Below are 17,472 nucleotides of genomic sequence, written 5' to 3'. Positions count from 1 at the left end.
GTTATTTCTCCATCTGAGCTGGATGCGGCACAAAGGGCACACGTTTAAAAAAGAGTTTTAGCGCTTGCCAATAAATCCCGAAGAAAATATTGAGAGTCATAAAAGGGAAGCGAAACAAAAGCGTCCGTAAATTGGCCGCCGTTATCGGTTGGCGTTTCATCACTAAATTGGCATTAAACAGTTTTTTGCCATTCTCTTGCATCGACTTGTTTTCAATACCGATGTTTAAGTCTTCACTCGGCGCAGACACATGCCAGAGATAACGCATATCGAGAGTCATAAAGGGAGACACGTGAAACACTTTGTCAGAAGGTTTGGGCGCGGCTAAATCGACTAAATAGCAATGGCGCTGATCCCAAGGCGTGTTACTCACCTCGGCCAACATGTATAAAGGCGTTTGATCCTGATAACAAAAGTAGAAATTTACTGGGCTAAAATACACGCCAAAATGGCGGATCTGACCCACAAACAAAACTCGATCACACAGCTTATCTGCGCCTAACGCTGCCACTTGAGTCAATACGCGACTCTTGAGTGCAGCTGCGCTCGGATCAACAACAGCCACTTCACCGCTGTCATTGGATTTAGTCGTAAAAGAAGTTAAATAGTCTTTAGGATTGAATCTTAATAAAGCGCGATGCTGGCTGGCAAAAACTCGCCCCATGGCACTGATCTTATCGACTTCATCTAAATCAATCGCCAACAGCGCCATGGCATAACTAAAGCTATGTTTAATCGGTGTAAAACGGCTATGGGATACAGTGCCGTAATAAATACCGCTATTGAGCTCTGTCATAGGCTGACACCAAAATGGGCACACACATCAAGTGCACTGCGAACGCCATCTTCATGGAAACCATTGTGCCAATAGGCGCCAGCAAAATGAGTATGATTTTGCCCGGATATTTCCTCACGGCGGCCCTGAGCCTTAAGACTGGCTTCGTTAAACACTGGGTGGGCATAATTGAAGCGGCGTATCACTTTCGACTCATCAATCAACTCTGACTGATTCAAGGTGACACAAAAGGTCGGCGCATTGGCTGGCAACTGTTGCAGTATGTTCATGTTGTAGGTCACTGACGCTGGACGTTTTAGGTTACCATCTAATCGATAGTTCCAACTCGCCCAAGCGGCTTTTCGCTTCGGTAAAATACGCGTATCCATGTGCAGCACCACATCGTTATTCTGGTAGCTGAGGTCGCCTAAAATGGCGCGTTCTGTTGGCGTGGGATCGTTTAACATCCGCAGTGCTTGGTCGCTATGACAGGCTAAAATCACCTCATCGAATTCCAACCATTCACCGTGAACTTGTAACTTCACCCCATTGCCATGGCGTTCAATACCTGTCACAGGTGAGTTAAGGCGGATATTGTCTTTAAAGGGCGCAATAAGATCAGGAATATAGCTACGCGAGCCACCCTTTAGCACATACCACTGGGGTCTATCACTGACATTTAATAAACCATGGTGCTGGAAGAAACGAATAAAAAACTTCAACGAAAACGCGCGCATATCTTCTATGCTCGAAGACCAAATCGCCGCACCCATGGGCAAAATGTAATGTTCAGCGAAAAATGGTGAGAAGTGTTCATTGTCTAAATAATCACCTAAGTTACCTTCGGGATAAATATCCTGTTGATAGAGTGCCTTACAGCCTTTATTGAAGCGCAATATTTCTTTTAAAAAGGCCCAAAAGCGTGGATTCAGGAGGTTACGCTTTTGGGCAAACAAACTGCCTAAATTGTGGCCGTTGTATTCAAGCCCAGTCAGAGCATTGTGCACGCTAAAACTCATCTCAGTCGGTAATATGGTGACATTAAGGCGAGCCAATAAACGTTCAAATCGTGGATATGTTCTGTCATTAAACACGATGAAACCTGTGTCTATAGCGTAGGTTTGCCCTTGATGCTCCACATCGACTGTCGCCGTGTGGCCGCCGATATAGTCATTGGCCTCAAACACTGTAACCCTGTGCGACTCACTTAATAGATGGCCACAGGTTAATCCAGAAATGCCAGTGCCGATGATGGCGATATTTTTCATAAACTCTTGTCCTTTAGCGGCTTGGCTTGAGTATCGTTTGCAATCATTTTTTGCCACACAAAGGCAGGTAAAAACGACATCAACTTCAATAGATAAGTAAAGCGTCGCGGAAAATGGATCTCGCGCTTGCCACCTTTCAGCCCATTACGTATCGCCTTAGAAGCGGTTTGTACACCCACTTGCATTGGCATAGAAAAATCATTTTTTGCGGTCAGTGGTGTCGCCACAAAACCCGGGCAAATCAAGCTCACGCCTATGTCGTTCTTGGCAAGATCGAGCGCGAGACTCGAGGCTAAATACTGCACGCCAGCTTTAGAGGCACCGTAAGCTTCAGCGCGAGGGAAAGGTAAATAAATAGCGCTAGAACTCATTAAGCCAATACGTGACCCCCTAGGCATTAAAGGTAAAAATGCCCCGAGGCAATATCCCATTGCAATTAGATTGGTATGGATAACACGCTCGAACAACACATCATCGAAGGCCTTAGCATCATCAATATATTCACAACTGCCCGCATTCAAAATGACCAAATCGAGCTGATAATCGGTTTTCACCAATAGCTCAGCTACATTTTGGCCAGCTTGTTGAACTTGGTCGCGCTGGGATATATCAAAAATTAACAGCGTGACACCTAAGAGTTCATTCAAGGCTAACGCCTCTAACCTTTCTTGGGAGCGGCCACAGGCAATGACATGCCAACCTAAGGACAAATAATCCTGCGCCAGTTGCAACCCAATGCCTGAGCTTGCGCCTGTGATCAGCACTGTATTTACTTTCATCGGCTTAACAGCGTCCATTACTTTGCCGCCCTGTCTTTGAGCAAGCGGATAAGGCCGCCCATGCAAGGCAAATGCTCATACAACATTTGCCCTAAGTCGAAGTAATCCCTGTGAAAATAAATCTTGTCGTTGAATTTAAGTTGGCTCATGCCATCAACACGGATAAGTCCGCCTTTATTCAACTTAGGGTGGCTATATTCCATCTGCCAAAACAGCGCGGCTTGGTTCGCATCCTGCTGCACTTCTTTAATCTCAAACTGAATATGCTTAACATTCTTATATAACTTCGCGAAGTACTGAGTTAACGCCTCTAGCCCTGTGATTTGATGCATAGGATCGGTAAAACTAATATTGTCGTCGTAAACCTGAGCTAACAGATGCAAGTTATCTTTATTTAAAGCTTGATAAAGCTGAATAAAATGCTCAACAAGCGTATTAGTCTCTGTCGTCGCTTGGTTTGTCATCTTGCTATTGCTCCTGATCCTATTTATTGGGCCGTGGCCTTTTTCAATACGCCTAATACGGTTAATGCCCTTGCTCTTGCTGCACTGTGCTCGACAATCGCACTTGGATAAGCCGTTTTAGTGTTGAATAACGGCTGTTCAAACAAAGACGGTGTCTGCGCTGTACTGGGTTGATGTAATTGCTTAATTCCCCAAGATGCGAGCTCTGGTAAATACTTACGGATAAAGCTGCCATCTGGATCAAATTTTTCACTCTGGCTTATAGGATTAAAAATACGGAAATAAGGCTGAGCATCGCAGCCACAACCCGCAGACCACTGCCAACCGCCATTATTCGCGGCTAAGTCACCATCAATCAGTTTTTGGCGGAAATAGCGCTCGCCCCAGCGCCAGTCAATCAGCAGATGTTTAGTCAGGAAACTCGCCACCACCATACGCAGCCGATTGTGCATCCAACCCGTTTGATTGAGCTGGCGCATAGCCGCATCGACAATCGGATAGCCAGTACGACCTTCACACCAAGCAGCAAACTCTTGGGGGTTATTGCGCCACTGCACATGGTCGGCTTGACGATTGAAATTGTGATTCTTAGATAAATCGGGAAATGCCATCAGCAAATGACGGTAAAACTCACGCCAAGTAAGCTCATTTAACCAAGTACGAGCAGGGCTAGTGTCGTCGACAATCACCTCAGGGAAGTGATGCAGCAGCGCGGCAACGCATTGTCTTGGGCTAACCACACCAATGGCCAGATAGGGTGAAATTGAACTAGTGCCATCAATGGCGGGGAAATCCCTATCTTGCTTATAATCCTGCACTTTCTGCTGAATAAATGCCGAGAGCAAACGCTTTGCCTGCCCTTCTCCCGCAGCCCAAAGTTCACTCGACACTTTAGTGACATTGTTAAACAAAAGCGGCTTTGGCTCGGCCAACACAGGTCCAAGCGGCGCCGGAACAGGAAGCGGCAAAATGGCATAGCGGGCGGCAATTTCTCGCCACTTACGGCTAAAAGGAGTGAAAACCTTGTACATGTCGCCGGACAAATTCAGCACAGTGCCCGGCTTAAGCAAACAATGCTCATCGGTTAACACCAGAGGAATCCCCGATTGAATACAGGCTTGGTCGCGCTGTTGCTCGTTAATCTCAGGCTCGCGACCAGCAAACACTCGACCAATCCCCAGATGCTGGCAATAGTGACCGATAAACTCAGGTACATCAGCAAAGGTATCTAACTGAATTAACTCGAATCCAATACCCAAACTCGCCAGCCCTTGGGAAAGCAAATTGATGTGACGTTCGATAAAATCTAACTGAATGGGCGCCACATCATGGCGCTGCCACTGGGTTGGCGTAGCGATATAAATGGCCTTAAGTGCCACGCCATTCTCCCGCGCCCAATCGCAAGCAGCGGTTAATGCCTGATTATCGGCAAGGCGTAAATCTTGGCGAAACCACATCAGTGCATTATTGCCCTGCACTTTTATTGGAATTGAATCTATTTGCATTGAATCGTTAGCTAATGTCATTGTTTTTCTCGCTATTTATCTGCTCGCTTTGATTCACGGTATTCATCTTTCCACTGTGCTTACGACTTCTATTCACCTTCCCCGCTAAACGAGATGGCATTTTTCCAATCAAGTCCGTCATCGAAGACGCCAAAAAAGCAGATAAAGAGCTTAACGTTGGCGCAAAAGGACCCATAAACCAGCATGGGAAAGTCATTTGCTCCAATACAGTCAGCATTTCAGTCTGTTCAGAACCAGAATGATTTGAGTCGGGAATAAGCAAAAGTGCATCGACGTTAAGCCTGTCTCGCAGCAAAGGTAAACTGCCCATGGCTTGCTCGCCAAGATCAATAACCGATACCCGCAGCGACGCTAACTCGAGCGATAGAAGTAGAGAAAACAAAATGTTAGTGCGGGTGGAATTAAGCGAGGTATGTACCCCACGGGATAGACTCACCACAGCGATTCTCGCCGTCACGGCCTGTCCGTTAAAGGCATGACGTCCACCCACTCGGTTAAGTAACTCGCTCTTTAACCAAGCAATAATCAACTCGGCATCGAGCCGCTCATTCACTAAGTCCTCGAGTTGATTAAGCCAAGGTTGTAGCAACTTTTCTTTCACCAATTGGAAAGGATATAAGCCAAATGCATCATCTAAAATCTGCTGTAATTTGTGCTGATTGAAGTCGAATAATGCCGTATTGAGCGCAGTGACTTGCTCGCACCATAAATCAATGGCTTGAGTTTGAACTATTTCTGTAAATGAAGATTTAGCAGCACTCATCAGCAAAGGTTTAACCTTACTGATCGCAACACCTTTAGCCAGCCATGCATTAATCTCATGGATTTCTTGGATATTTTCGCTCGTATATAATCTGTGTCCCTTGGGTGTACGTGCAGGGATCACTAAGCCAAAACGGCGCTGCCATGCCCTTAAGGTCACGGCATTCACGCCCGTTAAGGCCGACACTTCACCGATGGGGAGTAATATCTCACCATTGGGTTCTGTGTGAGCCGTGTTCTCTATAGTTTGTTTCATATTTCAGTAATAACTCACTAAATCAAAAGCTAAAATCAACTGAATGCGATTAGATAAACGTTAATAAACGTTAATAGGCATAGCGCAGCTTTAACGCCTCAGGATGAGGGTTTAAGTACACTTGCTCTTCAATATAAGGTGTTGGAAATTCGCGTAAATAATGGTTAATGAGCGTGATAGGTACTAATAACGGCAATAGACCTTGGCGATATTTCATAATCGTTTCAGACAGTTCTATCTTTTGCTCTTTGCTCAAATGCTTTTTAAAGTAACCCTGAATATGCTGCAGCGTACTGGTATGATTTTTACGAGTCGCATTAATTTTCAGCGCCGTCATAAAGCCTTCAAAGTAGCGGGTCGCGCTTTGCTCAAGATCCTCAATATTGGCCACTATCGGACCAAGCTCGCGATACCATGTCGGGCTGTGTGCCATTAATAGGTATTTATAGCGGGAATGAAACTTCACTAACTTATGCTTAGTCAGCCCTTCATGTTTCATCAGGTGCCAATCGTGATAGGCATAAACGCGGGTGAAAAAGTTCTCCCGCAGCACCATGTCATGCAAGCGGCCTTCTTCTTCCACGGGCAATAGTGGATATCGTTCCATCAACTTGCGAGCAAATACACCAATGCCAGACTTAGAACCATTGTTAGTGCCGATTTTATACTCTGTTACCCGTTCCATGCCGCAGGTTGGCGACTTAGCGCAAAGCAAGTATCCTCCGAGGAAATCGAGCTCTTCAACCTTGTTTTCGCTGTATTCATTAAGCTTATCGGTCACATCTAAGCTACCATCACCGCTCTGCACTAAGATGGTTTCCCCATCACGGACTAGTCGGATACTTTTCCGGGGTGCACCTAAGCCAATCGCCATTTCAGGACAAATGGGCACATAATCGAAAAATTGCTTAATCTCTTGATTACAATAGGTCGAGTTTTTATGTCCGCCATCAAAACGAACTTTCTCCCCCAATAGACAAGCGCTGATCCCAATCTGAATTCGCTGCGGGTTAAACTTGTACATAAGTAGACTCCTTGTATCACTATGTCTTTAATTACGGACCATAGTTGTACAAGGATCAAGTTTTTGTATAAATATTTTTTAAAAGTATCGTTTAACAGTGACTCCTGATAAATCAACCACAAATAAACCTAACTTGGCCTATAACTTGCTGATTCAAATTGCAAAGTTGTCATCAGATAATATTGAAACGTCCAGCAACACCCATTAGTTAACCGCTCAACATTTTAAACCGCAGGTGGCCAAGGGACAGATTCATATATAAAGGAGTCGAATATGAGCACAATTAACCCCAATAGTTATACCAATACCTTTGCGAAAAGTTATGCCATTGTGCCACTCAAGCAAGTCGAGCCGAGCACAAATGGCCTAGGAACTCGTGCAAATTCAATGACGGCGGCGAATCTAACGTCATCAATAAGCCAAGATACTGTAACGCTCTCCTCTGCAGCATCGGTAACGACTGCCGATACCTATAGCCATCTGGCCCCTAACGCCAAACAAGGCTACACGGGTAATGTGCAAGCCATTGCTGGCACGCCTGAACCAGACAAAAGCATCAACAGGTTGGACAAAGCCATGCAGGCTATTTTAGATAACCGTACAGGAGTCGATAGGGATAAAATTAATAAGATAGATGAAGAAATGGCGAAGGTTGCCGCCGATGAAAATCTATCTGAAGAACAAAAAGCCAAGCAACTAGAATTACTGCAAGCGCAAAAATTGGATCTGATTAAGGAATCATCGGAGAAAAATGAAGAGCGGCAACGTCGTATCGAGCCCGAGGTGTATTACAGCTAACGAAGAAATGACCCGCAAAGGAAAAATAGGCAGTGAAGGAAGTAACAGGTGGGATACAGAGTGTAATTTTTCGGTGAAATATCAGTCTAATCATTTGAAACTAGACTGATATTTTATAATGTCGCTCAATCCGTTACTAAAGACACCGACGCTTAAAATTGTTTTTCTACCTTATTAATACTGCCCTTATACCCAGTTTCGTCGACAGCCTTAAGCAAACTATCTAGATTAAAATCCTCTGGCACAGTCACTATTGCTTGCTCCGTTTTTAACGAAGCTTTGGCCTTAATCACCCCATCGGTTTTACGCAGCGCTTTATTCACGACAGTGACACACAGCGGACAAGTCATGCCCTTAACATCTAAGGTGACCAGCACGTTTGCCGCCCAGCTCGACGCTGAACACAGACTTAAGGCGAGAAATAACACTAACTTCATTCAAGCACCTCTAATAACCAAGGTAATACAAAAGGATATGACTGAAATGCCAGCACAACAGGTACAGTTAACCAGTACAGCCACAGCATCTGAGTACGACTCAACGTCGCTGTACACAGTGGTTTTTTAGCAAAATAGAGCCGCCAAAATCCCATCAGAATCAGCCCAGTCGACAGTATCAACATGGGTACTTGCAGCCAGCTCAGTTGCTCAATCCCCGACAGACTTGCGGCCGACACCCCGAACACCAGATAAATAAGCGGTGCAATACAGCATAGGCTTGAAGCAACCGCAGCAACCACTGCGGCGGCCATAGTCGCTAAGAGGCCCTTAGCGTTGTTCGGTTGACTGGTAGTCATAGGCAAACACTTTAGGCTCATAATAGTTCACGGGATCGCCATCAACTTCGGCATAAGGGTAGCCAAAGTTATTCAGTGGTGTCTGTTCGGCTGTAGGGAATAAATCAAAGTCGCGGCCATAGTTAAAGCCAACCCAGTTCATTTCCCAATTGCCAAAGAGGTAATCATTCACGGCCTGAACTGCGGGATCGCTGTGTTCTTTTTTCTCCGTCAAACGCATTTTTGTCACATCAGCAGGATCGGCTGGCAACCAACCATAACCCGCTAAATAGAACATAGCGCGACAATGTTGACCACCACTGACATCGGCAACCCCTTTGTCATCGGCACTACCAAAGGCCTTTTTAGAGTATTCGCCCATCTTGATCGCCTGACCTAAGCGAATCCCAAACATCTCACGGGCAGGGATCCCCACTGCGCGCATTAGCGCCACAAATACTGAGTTAATATCGGTACACTTACCACCTAACTTGCCACTTTCGAGGATACTTGCTACATCACCCGTACCACAACCAATCACGCTATTATCGCGAAACATATTAGCGCTAACCCAAAGATAAATCAGTCGTGCTTGCTTCAGTGGTTCAGTCTCGCTGCCAACGATCTTATCTGCTGTTTGCTTCACAATACCATTAATCGGCATGTGTTTAGTCGGCAGCAAATAACGTCCAACATCTGCAGGATAATGTATCTGCTCTGGGGTGCGGTAATGGGTTAAGGCGCCGCTTTTAACGGGTTCCCAATCTATCGTTTCAATATCAAGCTCAACCGTTATTGTCATGTTCGCTTTGGCATCGGGCCAAGTCGCAAACAGGATTTTAGCACCATAACTGTTGTTTGAACTGATATAGGCGTCTTTAAAACTGCCCGTAAAATTCAACTGACTCACCAATTGGAATTGCGTGTCTTCGGGCAAAGGGATCCACAACTTAACCACACCCTCAGACCCTTCTGGGGCAATAAGATGGTAACTATTAATTAAGGTAAAACGGCGGCGTCCATCGCTTGAGCTATGTTCAACGACACTCGATTTAGAGGAAGATGCCAGTACTGGCGTGATAAAACCCGCAGTCGACAAAATAGCCGCACTTTTTAAAAAATTGCGTCTTTGCATTATGACATTCCTTTTATTGGATCATGTTTAGAAAGAAGAGAAACTCAACATAAGAGAGCAAGATTATAGGTGCTATAGCAGTGTGCAGCAATCAAGCTGCTAACCATACAGTATAAAACCACTACATCGGAGAAAAAACTCAGTAAAATATGCTACAGCGTTGGCATACACATGAAAATGGAATAAATATCGACGTTGACTTAACAAGCATAATCAATGATAGATTTAGAGCATTTTTATGTAAAAAGCCCAATTTTAGTTTAATAAAAAGTATCCATGGCGTTATTTTTATAATCTAAAGGCTAAATAACAACCATATTTAGCTTTGGCTAATGTTGTTAATAAAGATAATTATCTCACCACTTTTCACTCAAGCTTTGAGTCTCTCATTTAGCAAAATCAATAATATTCTTTGGCAAATTTTCGAAACAGTTTTCAGGGAGATCACAGTCTCACTTTAACAGTTTAATGGGTATGGCTGAGTAATCATTCCAAATTTAGAATATTGAACTTACAGTTTTGACTTAAGTTAGCTCGAATTACCTAACGCTTTTTACTCATAAAATATCAAACTTATCTTTCAAAATGGGAGCCAGACCACCATGTTACAAAAATGTTTAATAAAAGTTTGCGTATGTTTGTGCCTGTTCTAGGCTTAAAAACGAATATACTCACTTAAAGGGCTTTTTTATGAAACATAAGCTTTCATTAGGTCTTTGCTCACTTTTGCTCAGCTCTACCGCTTATGCAGAAGTCAACATTTCAGGTTTTGCCTCAGTTGTTGCTGGTCAAGTTCTCGAGGGTTCGGGCGTTGCAGAGTTTGATTTAGGACCCACCTTTCTCGCCGACTATCCACTCGTTGGCGCCTATGATGAAGATATTAGTTTCAAACCCGATACCTTATTTGGTATTCAATTCTCAGCGGATTTGCTCGAAGGTTTATCTGCCACTGCACAGGTTGTTTCCCGTGGGGCTGATGACTTTTCGGCAAGTTTTGAATGGGCTTATCTGTCCTATGAGATCAATGATCATTGGACAGTACAAGGAGGTAAAAAACGCTTACCGCTCTACTATTACAGTGACTTTTTTGATGTTGGATATGCTTATCCTTGGATACGTCCACCCGCAGATAATTACACATGGCAAATATTTAACTACACAGGTGTCAGCGCCTTATATAACTATTTAATTGGCGACTGGACTATGTCTGGACAAGTCTATTACGGTAGCGAAGATAGCGAACCTAATAAGCTTTTATCTGATTTTTTCTTCCTCAAAAATACCCGAGAAGTATGGAAGGATATAGGCGGTATTGTTGTTCAATTCAATAAAGATTGGTTAGATATTCGCCTCACGCATATGCAATACACTAACGAACGTTATATTGGTGGTATTCAGCAGGAATGGAATGGTAGCAACCAACGTACGGGTAAGTTTTATGGCCTATCCGTTAATATAGATTATGAGAATTTCCTTTTTTTATCTGAGCTTAACCGCTTAGATCTCGATGGGAGTAATCTAGATACTTATCTTCTCTCGTTCGGCTATCGTATCGATTCAGTGATGCCTTACATTTCCTATTCGGACTTCAATGATGGTGAAGGCGGTGAAGTTCACCATACAAGTTCTGCAGGTATACGTTGGGATTTCCATCCTTCGGCGGCCTTTAAAATTCAGTATGATGACGTTAAAGATAATGGTGGCCCAGGTATGAAAGTCGCAGGGGATTCGAAATCCATCAGTCTTGGCATTGACTTAGTATTTTAGGAGAGAGAAATGAATAAGTTACTTTGCTTAATCCTACTCAGCTTAGTCTCAATGCCACTATTTGCTGGTGTGGTTGTCATCGTTCATCCCAGTAATGCAGACACTGTCGACCAAAAGGTTATTGAAAATATTTTTCTAGGGAAAACAAAGACCTTTCCTGGTGGAGCGCAGGCCGTGCCGGTCAATCTTGACAGTGCTATGCCCTTAAGGGAAACCTTTGATACTAAAGTGCTGGACAAGTCATCCAGCCAACTTAAGTCATATTGGTCACAAAAAGTATTTACAGGCAAAGGAACGCCACCCAAGGAAGTCACTAGTGGGGCGGAGATGATAAAATTAGTTGCATCGAACCCCAATATTATTGGCTATATTGATAGTAGTGAGGCCAATGATTCGGTAAAAGTTATTGCCGAGTTTTAGATTGGAGTGCCGAGCTCAAGCTCGGCACAACTTGGGGGCAAGGGATGAATTTCTTTAATGATATTTCTATTTTTAAAAAAGTTATCGCGATATTTATTTTAGCTGTCATCATTTTCGCTTTAAACTTAAGCATTAGTGTCATCTCCATAAATAAAAATCGCACCACACTTAATTATATGGAGCAGCAAGTTTACCAAAGAGTTGAACTCGCCAATCAAAACGTGTTTTTTATCCAACGACTCGATGAACTTTATACTCAATCGGTTTCTTTTGCCGACGAAGACCTGTTAACTAATGCAGGTACTATGTATGAATCTTTACGTAAAAACCTACAACAATTAGATAGTGTCGATCCCTCACAAGCCAATAAACTCAGTAATCTATCCGCTAAATTAACCCGCTATAACGACATGACGATTAAGCTGGCTAAAGGCATGTTGGCGGGTACGATTGATATGGCAAACATTGGCCAGATCAGCCAAGAAAAATCCCAAGCCTATGAAGCTGTACTTAATGAAATACAAGATTACAAACAAAGCAAAGTACTCGAATTTAAACAATCAATAAAAGAAGCTGGCGACAGATCTGCGCAAAGTTTGTGGCTCACCCTCTCCATCGGCATCGCTTTGCTGATCGTGATGTTGATTGTCACTATTGCCATTGCACGTGCTATCAGCTCATCTGCGCGTAATGTCGCCCAGTCACTGAGTGAGCTGGCCGATGGAAAAGGCGATCTTAGTCATCAGCTCAAAGTATCTGGTAGTGATGAACTCGGCCAAGTATCAAGTAACTTCAATCGATTTCTTCGCTTGCTCGGAGATTCTATTCGAAGGGTGGTGAATGTTACCGATCCCTTGCTTGATAGCTCGCGCTCACTGAAACAGCGCATGGAAGATGCGACGCATGCCACCCAGCGGCAAAGCCATGATGCCAGCGCAGTACAAGTCTCAATGGAAGACATGCGTCACTCTGTCATCGAAATCTCACAAAATGCCCGCCAAGCCGCCAGTGCAGCACAGGTCGCGGAGAAAGAAGCGATGCAAGGTATGACAGTCGTTCAGCGCACAATCGATATTTCACAGCAATTAAATACAGGAATTCAGGCGGCTTCTAACTCGATCAACGAGCTCGCCAGAGATACTGAAAATGTCACTTCTATCTTAAATGTGATTACCTCTATTGCCGAGCAAACCAACCTGTTGGCACTTAATGCCGCCATCGAAGCCGCCCGCGCGGGTGAGCAGGGACGAGGCTTTGCCGTAGTCGCTGATGAGGTCCGCGCTCTCGCCTCTAAAACAGCCGATGCAACCACTGAAATTCGCCATGTGTTACAAAACCTTAAAACGGCGGCCATTTCCTCGGTCAATACCATGAATGTGGCGATGTCGAAGTCATCGGAAAATGAAACCAATGCTCAAAATACAGGGAGTGCACTGAAATCAATTCAACAGCAGATTGTCAGTATCAATAGTATGAATACTCACATTGCCTCGGCAACGGAAGAGCAAGCCTCGGTTGCTTCTCAAGTGGTCGATAACGTCGTCAATATGAACGCTTCATTTGAACAGACATTGCAAATTCTGTCGCAGGTTCGCAATGTTTCTGAGGGATTAGTCGATTTTGCCGATGAACTGAAAAACGCCACATCTCAATTCAAACTTTGACCATAGAGCATTATCGAGATGATGACTTAACACAGAAAGCCGGTATTGAGTTTACACTTAATACCGGTTTTTTAATTCCTTAAAGCTTATCTTTTTGTACCACTTAATCCGTGTTAACTAAACGCTAAGAAGGGGGATACGCACAGCAATAAGCCTGTGATAATAATGATGTACAGCGACACGCCCTTGTACTTATGTAATGCAGGTACTTGGTACACTAAATAAGCGGGGATCAAGCAACCCACTAAACCAAAAATTGGACTACAAATCGACGTAAAGCTCAGCACTGGCGCATTCAACACAATCGCGCCCCAAGATAATAGAATGGTAAAAATCATAATGCCGTAACCAACAAGCTTTTTGTTGATACGATCTTCAGGCATATAACGGCGCAGCATATTCATGGTCAATCCTTGGCAAGCTTCCCTAAAACCGAGATATACGCCAAAGTAAGCCGTCATCACCGCAAAAATATTCAAGGTTAAACTCAGCAATTTCAGTGTTTGTCCCTGCATACCTTGGGCAACCATAGCAAGAGCCGAGATATTTTCTTCCGATGCACGCACGGCCTGATCATGTCCCATTGCTAGGGTGAATGACACGGCATAAAAGAACACCACGACAAACAAGACGCCAAAGGCAATGTTCATGGCGCGCATCGCTTTAAAGCGCGCTACCGCAAGGGATTTTTCCCGCGAACGGTATGAAATCACCATAGGGCTTAAACTTTGAATAAACAGAATCGATGTTAGCGTAAAGGGCAGCATAACGACCGCATCTTTTAACCAATCTCCCGTTGCTGGGATAGCGCCGATATTATTGATATCCCATTTATCCACCATCAATAACCCTAGCACGGCGACAACGCCCAACTTAGTCAGTACCATAAAAGTAGAGATCTTAAACAAAAGATTCTCACCGCGGGAGGCTAAAGCAACAAGACCGCAGATCAAGGCTAAACCATAGAAAGGATTTTCAGACAATAACGCTTTAGTGACCCCAAAACTTTGCAAAAATGAAGCACTGTCGTTTGTAATGGCCGTTGAATAAACGAACACCCAAATGACCAGCATGATGAAATACAAACCACCCAACAACATACCCCAGTTTTTACCTAAATAACCCGAAATCACACTCGGGTAATCCTTACATTCTGGAGATTCCGCTAAGGTATTGATAAACAACCGTTGGAACATATACATGGCAGGATAGCCAATAATGCCAGACAGTAAGAAAACCCATAACCCCATCAAACCGACCTGCACAGGCAAGAATACGATCCCCGCGCCAATCGCCATTCCGATACTCATGATAATCCAGCCCCAATCCGTACTATCGAAGCGGGTATCTGCTTTCCACTGTGCAGCAGTAATTGTTGCATCCATCATTTCACCTTTACCTAGTTGGTATTATTTTGTGCAAATATATTTGAACAAAACAAACTCGGCAATCAAAATACTCAACTTTTGTTGAACAAAGAGTTAAAGCTCACAACTTGATTGAAAACGAGATAAATAGCGCACAAACTGCAGTGACAAATGAAATTCATTAAAAAATAATTGCAATAAAACATAAAAATACAAATAATGTTGCACATACGCCGACCTAGGCATTCAATTTTATTTGCAAGTTGGAGAGACTATGAAAACCATTATTCACGCAGAACGCGCTCCCGCGGCCATTGGCCCTTATTCCCATGGCACAGCCTATGGCAACCTCATTTTTACCTCTGGCCAACTCCCTGTTTGTAAAAAGAAAGGCAGCGTAGTTGACGGTGGGATTACTGAGCAATCGATTCAATCATTAGAGAATCTCAAATACGTACTCGAAGCGGGTGGTGGCAGCTTAGAAACGATTCTTAAAACCACTTGTTATCTTGCAGAGATCAATGACTTTGCCGCCTTTAACGAAGTGTATAAAACCTATTTTAAAACCGACTGCCCAGCTCGTAGCTGTTTTGCAGTGAAGGACCTTCCGCTGGGCGTTAAAGTAGAAGTTGAAGCGATAGCACACGTTAAAATCTAAGCATTAACATAAGGTTGTAAGCTCATGAAACCCCAATGGCAGCAGTATATTCAAATCATTAAACAAGTGGTTAAGCCCGCATTAGGCTGCACAGAGCCCATCGCCGCCGCTTACGCCGCCGCCGTCGCCCGCGCCTTGCTGGGTGTTGAACCCGATTCAATTGCAGTACAAGTGTCTGACAATCTTTATAAAAACTCTATGGGCGTGTTTGTGCCTGGCACAGGCAAAATCGGTCTGGCAATTGCCGCTGCAGCAGGCGCCATTGCGGGTAATCCTGATGCGGGCTTAGAAGTATTGGCTGTGATCAAGCCAGAACAAGTCGCCAGAGCACAGGCCCTTATCGATGCGGGCAAGGTGACGGTCGAGCGCACCGAAACAGCAGAATTTATCTATTGTTGTGTCATCGCGAAAAAAGGCGACCGCGAAGCCCTAGTGAAAATCTGCGGCGGCCATACACTGATCGCCGAGAAGCGCCTCAACGGCGAATCCGTCTTCAGTGTCGATAGCACGCAAGCCAAAGCCACTGGTTCCATCTGTGAAGGCGTGGATATTTCTATCGAGTCCATTTATCGCTTCGCCCAAGAAGTCCCCTTCGAAGAGATCAAATTCATCCTCGAAGCCTCTGAGCTAAACGGCAAATTATCCGATGAAGGCATGGCGAATCCCTATGGGCTGGAAGTCGGCCGCACCATGAAAAGCGGCATAGCCGCCGGCATTATCGGTGAAGACTTACTGAACAAAATCGTCATGTTAACTGCTGCAGCATCCGATGCTCGCATGGGCGGGGCGAACTTGCCCGCCATGAGCAATCTTGGTAGTGGTAATCAAGGCATAGCGGCAACTATCCCTGTGGTATTGACGGCACAATGCTATAAGGTTTCGGAAGAAAAACTCGCCCGCGCCTTGATTATGAGTCATCTAGGGGCGATTTATATCAAGTCCCATTACCCACCACTGTCAGCATTTTGTGGTAATACCGTCACCAGCGCCGCCGCTTCTATGGCCATGGTGTATTTAGCCGGTGGCTCGTTCGAACAATCCTGTTTCGCGATTCAAAACGTGATCAGCGACAGCTCTGGCATGGTGTGTGACGGCGCTAAAGCGTCCTGCGCCATGAAGGTTAGTACTTCATCCAGTGCGGCCGTGCGCTCATTTTTGATGGCGCTCAGTAGTCACAATGTCTCAGGCCAAGGTATTATTGCTACCGATGTAGAGAAAACCATTAAAAACATTGGCAAAATGATCCTCAATGGCATGTCATCCACAGATGTCACTATTATCGATATTATGTCGGCATAATGATTTTAACCCGCTGAATATTTGCGGGTTAATAACTAAAGGTTGAAATTGTGAAACTGCAAGATTTAACGCAAAGTGATCTGGATATTCTGAAATCCATCGAAAATATCGTCGATGGCATCGCTGCCATGTATGGTCAACACACAGAAGTGGTATTGCACAGCCTAGATGCGAAACATCCATCTGTGGTCAAAATTGCCAATGGCCATGTCACAGGCCGTGAAGTGGGTGCTCCAATAACCAACCTTGCCTTGCTCAAGCTCAAAACCGGTCAGGATATTTCCAACTCTTACCTGACTAAATGTGCCAATGGTAAGACGCTAAGATCAATTACGACGGTGATCCGTAACAGTAAAAATCAACCCATAGGGTTACTGTGTATTAACAGCGACATGGATGCACCACTACAATCAGTTCTGCGCAAACTCCTTGGCAGCGAGCTGACCAGCTCGCCCGAAGTGTTTGCCCGCAATATTGATGAAGCGCTCCATAGCACTATCGACAGTGTGAACCATGAGGTTCGCGCGAATCCCGCGATTTCACCTTCACAAAAGAGTCGCGAAATCGTCAATCAATTGCATGAGTTAGGGATTTTCGAGCTCAAGGACAGTGCCCAAGTCGCGGCCACTCGATTGGGGATTTCAGTGCATTCGATTTATCGCTATCTGCGGGAAATCAAAGCCAATCAAGCTTAAAGCGAGAAAAAACTCGCCTAAATAGAAAGGGCTAAGGTGT

18 protein-coding genes are annotated in these 17,472 nt (G+C 44.5%); 7 read left to right on the top strand and 11 right to left on the bottom strand.

Annotated elements, in window-relative coordinates; translation table 11 throughout:
- Position 1 precedes the first annotated feature (1 nt).
- The 7 genes from AAA952_RS13765 to AAA952_RS13735 all read right to left on the bottom strand — a co-directional run bounded on the left by AAA952_RS13765 (position 2) and on the right by AAA952_RS13735 (position 6,854).
- Positions 2 to 796 carry a DUF1365 family protein gene (locus AAA952_RS13765; protein ID WP_131523641.1) on the bottom strand — a complete coding sequence of 265 codons (795 nt, stop codon included), beginning with the start codon at positions 794 to 796 and terminating at the stop codon, positions 2 to 4.
- Positions 793 to 2,043 carry an NAD(P)/FAD-dependent oxidoreductase gene (locus AAA952_RS13760; protein ID WP_263178159.1) on the bottom strand — a complete coding sequence of 417 codons (1,251 nt, stop codon included), beginning with the start codon at positions 2,041 to 2,043 and terminating at the stop codon, positions 793 to 795. Before AAA952_RS13760 ends, AAA952_RS13765 begins: the two co-directional genes overlap by 4 nt.
- Positions 2,040 to 2,840 carry an SDR family NAD(P)-dependent oxidoreductase gene (locus AAA952_RS13755; protein WP_263178158.1) on the bottom strand — a complete coding sequence of 267 codons (801 nt, stop codon included), beginning with the start codon at positions 2,838 to 2,840 and terminating at the stop codon, positions 2,040 to 2,042. The genes AAA952_RS13760 and AAA952_RS13755 overlap by 4 nt, the downstream gene beginning before the upstream one ends.
- The gene (locus AAA952_RS13750) at positions 2,840 to 3,286 is read right to left on the bottom strand and encodes a nuclear transport factor 2 family protein (protein ID WP_113939404.1); all 447 of its coding nucleotides are present in this window, start codon (positions 3,284 to 3,286) and stop codon (positions 2,840 to 2,842) included. Before AAA952_RS13750 ends, AAA952_RS13755 begins: the two co-directional genes overlap by 1 nt.
- Positions 3,287 to 3,309: 23 nt before the next feature.
- The gene (gene phrB, locus AAA952_RS13745; RefSeq protein ID WP_338257802.1) at positions 3,310 to 4,812 is read right to left on the bottom strand and encodes a deoxyribodipyrimidine photo-lyase; all 1,503 of its coding nucleotides are present in this window, start codon (positions 4,810 to 4,812) and stop codon (positions 3,310 to 3,312) included.
- Positions 4,799 to 5,830: a MerR family transcriptional regulator gene (locus tag AAA952_RS13740; protein ID WP_338257799.1), complete on the bottom strand. Its 1,032-nt coding sequence runs from the start codon at positions 5,828 to 5,830 to the stop codon at positions 4,799 to 4,801. Before AAA952_RS13740 ends, phrB begins: the two co-directional genes overlap by 14 nt.
- Before the next feature lie 70 nt (positions 5,831 to 5,900).
- Positions 5,901 to 6,854: a YbgA family protein gene (locus AAA952_RS13735; protein WP_173243591.1), complete on the bottom strand. Its 954-nt coding sequence runs from the start codon at positions 6,852 to 6,854 to the stop codon at positions 5,901 to 5,903.
- A gap of 273 nt (positions 6,855 to 7,127) precedes the next feature.
- On the opposite strand from AAA952_RS13735, the gene AAA952_RS13730 reads away from it, so the two are divergent.
- The gene (locus AAA952_RS13730) at positions 7,128 to 7,652 is read left to right on the top strand and encodes a hypothetical protein (RefSeq protein ID WP_338257794.1); all 525 of its coding nucleotides are present in this window, start codon (positions 7,128 to 7,130) and stop codon (positions 7,650 to 7,652) included.
- A gap of 152 nt (positions 7,653 to 7,804) precedes the next feature.
- Here the strand turns inward: AAA952_RS13730 and AAA952_RS13725 are convergent, their stop codons facing one another.
- From AAA952_RS13725 to AAA952_RS13715, 3 genes are read right to left on the bottom strand one after another with little or no spacing between them, the layout of a single operon-like run.
- The gene (locus tag AAA952_RS13725; RefSeq protein ID WP_338257792.1) at positions 7,805 to 8,089 is read right to left on the bottom strand and encodes a heavy-metal-associated domain-containing protein; all 285 of its coding nucleotides are present in this window, start codon (positions 8,087 to 8,089) and stop codon (positions 7,805 to 7,807) included.
- Positions 8,086 to 8,403, bottom strand: coding sequence for a hypothetical protein (locus AAA952_RS13720; RefSeq protein ID WP_049821785.1), 318 nt, complete (start codon positions 8,401 to 8,403; stop codon positions 8,086 to 8,088). The genes AAA952_RS13725 and AAA952_RS13720 overlap by 4 nt, the downstream gene beginning before the upstream one ends.
- Before the next feature lie 16 nt (positions 8,404 to 8,419).
- Positions 8,420 to 9,562 carry a transglutaminase-like domain-containing protein gene (locus AAA952_RS13715; protein WP_338257790.1) on the bottom strand — a complete coding sequence of 381 codons (1,143 nt, stop codon included), beginning with the start codon at positions 9,560 to 9,562 and terminating at the stop codon, positions 8,420 to 8,422.
- 690 nt (positions 9,563 to 10,252) lie between these two features.
- Here AAA952_RS13715 and AAA952_RS13710 point away from each other — a divergent pair.
- From AAA952_RS13710 to AAA952_RS13700, 3 genes are read left to right on the top strand one after another with little or no spacing between them, the layout of a single operon-like run.
- The gene (locus AAA952_RS13710) at positions 10,253 to 11,329 is read left to right on the top strand and encodes a porin (RefSeq protein WP_263149040.1); all 1,077 of its coding nucleotides are present in this window, start codon (positions 10,253 to 10,255) and stop codon (positions 11,327 to 11,329) included.
- 9 nt (positions 11,330 to 11,338) lie between these two features.
- Entirely contained in the window at positions 11,339 to 11,749 is a 411-nt protein-coding gene (locus AAA952_RS13705; RefSeq protein WP_263165694.1) for a phosphate ABC transporter substrate-binding protein, read from the top strand.
- 44 nt (positions 11,750 to 11,793) lie between these two features.
- Entirely contained in the window at positions 11,794 to 13,413 is a 1,620-nt protein-coding gene (locus AAA952_RS13700) for a methyl-accepting chemotaxis protein (protein WP_168823013.1), read from the top strand.
- A 113-nt stretch (positions 13,414 to 13,526) separates the two neighbouring features.
- On the opposite strand, the gene AAA952_RS13695 is transcribed toward AAA952_RS13700, so the two are convergent.
- Positions 13,527 to 14,798, bottom strand: a complete 1,272-nt coding sequence (locus AAA952_RS13695; protein ID WP_028761316.1) for an amino acid permease — start codon at positions 14,796 to 14,798, stop codon at positions 13,527 to 13,529.
- Positions 14,799 to 15,054: 256 nt separating this feature from the next.
- Between AAA952_RS13695 and AAA952_RS13690 the strand changes: the two genes are divergently transcribed.
- From AAA952_RS13690 to AAA952_RS13680, 3 genes are read left to right on the top strand one after another with little or no spacing between them, the layout of a single operon-like run.
- The gene (locus tag AAA952_RS13690) at positions 15,055 to 15,438 is read left to right on the top strand and encodes a RidA family protein (RefSeq protein WP_028761317.1); all 384 of its coding nucleotides are present in this window, start codon (positions 15,055 to 15,057) and stop codon (positions 15,436 to 15,438) included.
- Between the two features lie 24 nt (positions 15,439 to 15,462).
- Complete coding sequence (locus AAA952_RS13685; protein WP_338257784.1) at positions 15,463 to 16,737, top strand: L-cysteine desulfidase family protein; 1,275 nt, start codon at positions 15,463 to 15,465, stop codon at positions 16,735 to 16,737.
- A 50-nt stretch (positions 16,738 to 16,787) separates the two neighbouring features.
- Positions 16,788 to 17,432: a helix-turn-helix transcriptional regulator gene (locus AAA952_RS13680; protein ID WP_338257782.1), complete on the top strand. Its 645-nt coding sequence runs from the start codon at positions 16,788 to 16,790 to the stop codon at positions 17,430 to 17,432.
- Positions 17,433 to 17,472: the final 40 nt, after the last annotated feature.

This window comes from Shewanella sp. M-Br (genome assembly GCF_036245925.1).
Lineage (GTDB): Bacteria > Pseudomonadota > Gammaproteobacteria > Enterobacterales > Shewanellaceae > Shewanella > Shewanella oncorhynchi.
Note: the sequence above shows the minus strand (reverse complement) of the source record. Positions and strands in the feature narration are given on the sequence as shown.

Bases quoted from the DNA above. Each gene is read 5' to 3' on its own strand.
- AAA952_RS13765 (WP_131523641.1), bottom strand. From the start codon at position 796: ATGACAGAGCTCAATAGCGGTATTTATTACGGCACTGTATCCCATAGC.
- AAA952_RS13760 (WP_263178159.1), bottom strand. From the start codon at position 2,043: ATGAAAAATATCGCCATCATCGGCACTGGCATTTCTGGATTAACCTGT.
- AAA952_RS13755 (WP_263178158.1), bottom strand. From the start codon at position 2,840: ATGGACGCTGTTAAGCCGATGAAAGTAAATACAGTGCTGATCACAGGC.
- AAA952_RS13750 (WP_113939404.1), bottom strand. From the start codon at position 3,286: ATGACAAACCAAGCGACGACAGAGACTAATACGCTTGTTGAGCATTTT.
- phrB (WP_338257802.1), bottom strand. From the start codon at position 4,812: ATGACATTAGCTAACGATTCAATGCAAATAGATTCAATTCCAATAAAA.
- AAA952_RS13740 (WP_338257799.1), bottom strand. From the start codon at position 5,830: ATGAAACAAACTATAGAGAACACGGCTCACACAGAACCCAATGGTGAG.
- AAA952_RS13735 (WP_173243591.1), bottom strand. From the start codon at position 6,854: ATGTACAAGTTTAACCCGCAGCGAATTCAGATTGGGATCAGCGCTTGT.
- AAA952_RS13730 (WP_338257794.1), top strand. From the start codon at position 7,128: ATGAGCACAATTAACCCCAATAGTTATACCAATACCTTTGCGAAAAGT.
- AAA952_RS13725 (WP_338257792.1), bottom strand. From the start codon at position 8,089: ATGAAGTTAGTGTTATTTCTCGCCTTAAGTCTGTGTTCAGCGTCGAGC.
- AAA952_RS13720 (WP_049821785.1), bottom strand. From the start codon at position 8,403: ATGGCCGCCGCAGTGGTTGCTGCGGTTGCTTCAAGCCTATGCTGTATT.
- AAA952_RS13715 (WP_338257790.1), bottom strand. From the start codon at position 9,562: ATGCAAAGACGCAATTTTTTAAAAAGTGCGGCTATTTTGTCGACTGCG.
- AAA952_RS13710 (WP_263149040.1), top strand. From the start codon at position 10,253: ATGAAACATAAGCTTTCATTAGGTCTTTGCTCACTTTTGCTCAGCTCT.
- AAA952_RS13705 (WP_263165694.1), top strand. From the start codon at position 11,339: ATGAATAAGTTACTTTGCTTAATCCTACTCAGCTTAGTCTCAATGCCA.
- AAA952_RS13700 (WP_168823013.1), top strand. From the start codon at position 11,794: ATGAATTTCTTTAATGATATTTCTATTTTTAAAAAAGTTATCGCGATA.
- AAA952_RS13695 (WP_028761316.1), bottom strand. From the start codon at position 14,798: ATGGATGCAACAATTACTGCTGCACAGTGGAAAGCAGATACCCGCTTC.
- AAA952_RS13690 (WP_028761317.1), top strand. From the start codon at position 15,055: ATGAAAACCATTATTCACGCAGAACGCGCTCCCGCGGCCATTGGCCCT.
- AAA952_RS13685 (WP_338257784.1), top strand. From the start codon at position 15,463: ATGAAACCCCAATGGCAGCAGTATATTCAAATCATTAAACAAGTGGTT.